The following is a 1,316-nucleotide window of genomic DNA, read 5'->3' as shown; positions in this document are numbered from 1 at the left end:
CTGATCCGCCCTGGGCATATCGCGACAAGGCCGCCGACGGAGACCGCGGCGCTGGCTTCAAGTACCCGGTTATGAGCGTGCTGGATATTTGCCGCTTTCCCGTATGGGATCTGGCAGCAGAAAATTGCCTGCTGGCCATGTGGTGGGTACCGACGCAGCCGGTAGAAGCGCTGAAGGTTGTCGAGGCTTGGGGCTTTCGCCTGATGACCATGAAAGGCTTCACCTGGAATAAATGCGGCAGCCGGCAGCACGACAAATTGGTTTTAGGTATGGGTCATATGACGCGTGCTAACAGCGAAGATTGCCTCTTTGCCATAAAGGGGAAGCTACCTGAGCGAATGGATGCCGGGATCGTCCAGTCGTTCACTGCGCCGCGCCTGGCACACTCTCAGAAGCCGGACTATGTGCGGGAGAAACTGGTGCAACTGCTTGGCGATGTGCCGCGTATAGAGCTGTTTGCCCGCCAGTCTTCCCACGGTTTCGACGTGTGGGGAAACCAGTGCTCATCCCCGGCGGTGAGCCTGCTGCCCGGCATTGCTGAGTTCATCAAAAACCAGAAGGAGCAGGCAGCATGACAGACCATCAGATCGCAGCATGGTGCATTGGTTACGGCGTACTGCTGGCGCTGGTGTGCGTCAGCCAGTGGCTCAATCTGCGCGGGCGGGGGGTGTGCCGTGACGCGCAGTGATATCGAGAGCTACGAACGTGAAAGCGTGGTGCGCGCCCTGGGCAATCATCGCGGCCCCGGTGATGACGGCGCGCAGCAGCTTATCCGCAGCAGTGAGCGCCGCCGGGCGGCGCAGCCATCAGGTAAGAAGGTGAAGCAACGGGCGTGATTAATCACCTTTCTCCATCCACCTCTCATACTTAGCCGGAGAGAACGGCACCAGATCGGTGTGCTCCCCGGCTATCCACATGTCGATCATGTCGGCCCACTGCTGAAGCATATAAGTGCGGCCATCTGCATATTCAGCCTTGTTATAGACGGCACGCACGCCGCGCTGCTCATGAGCCAAAGCCTTTTCAATCCAGTCAGACGGGAAGCCAGCCTCATGCAACAGGGTGCTGCCGGTGCGCCTCAGATCGTGTACCGTCATCGGCTCCAGTACGTCGCCATCTTCATTGGCCTGCGCGACTGCCCGGTCGATCACCGAGTTAAGGGCTGCATTAGACAAAGGCTTGCTCGCACTGAAGCGTCCTGGCACGAGGTACTCGCTGCCACCAGCGCACATCTGAAGTCCGACCATAATATCCTGCGCCTGCCTGGGCAGATAGATAACGTGCTCACGCGATGCCTTCATTCTCGCGGCCGGAAT

Annotated in this window: 3 protein-coding genes; 2 read left to right on the top strand and 1 reads right to left on the bottom strand. The window is 59.1% G+C overall.

Annotation, left to right across the window (positions count from 1 at the left end; translation table 11 throughout):
- Both FN633_RS14645 and FN633_RS18405 read left to right on the top strand, forming a co-directional pair.
- Positions 1-575, top strand: a 575-nt coding sequence (locus FN633_RS14645) for an MT-A70 family methyltransferase (RefSeq protein ID WP_154058958.1), incomplete at its 5' end; no start/stop codon positions are given.
- Between the two features lie 99 nt (positions 576-674).
- Positions 675-836 carry a hypothetical protein gene (locus FN633_RS18405; RefSeq protein WP_208674123.1) on the top strand — a complete coding sequence of 54 codons (162 nt, stop codon included), beginning with the start codon at positions 675-677 and terminating at the stop codon, positions 834-836.
- On the opposite strand, the gene FN633_RS14640 is transcribed toward FN633_RS18405, so the two are convergent.
- A partial coding sequence (locus FN633_RS14640) for a tyrosine-type recombinase/integrase (protein ID WP_154058957.1) occupies positions 837-1,316 on the bottom strand: 480 nt, incomplete at its 5' end.

Origin of the sequence: Pseudescherichia vulneris (assembly GCF_902164725.1) — a bacterium.
In the GTDB taxonomy this organism is placed as follows: domain Bacteria; phylum Pseudomonadota; class Gammaproteobacteria; order Enterobacterales; family Enterobacteriaceae; genus Pseudescherichia; species Pseudescherichia vulneris.
This window is presented reverse-complemented; position numbering and strand designations above follow the sequence as displayed.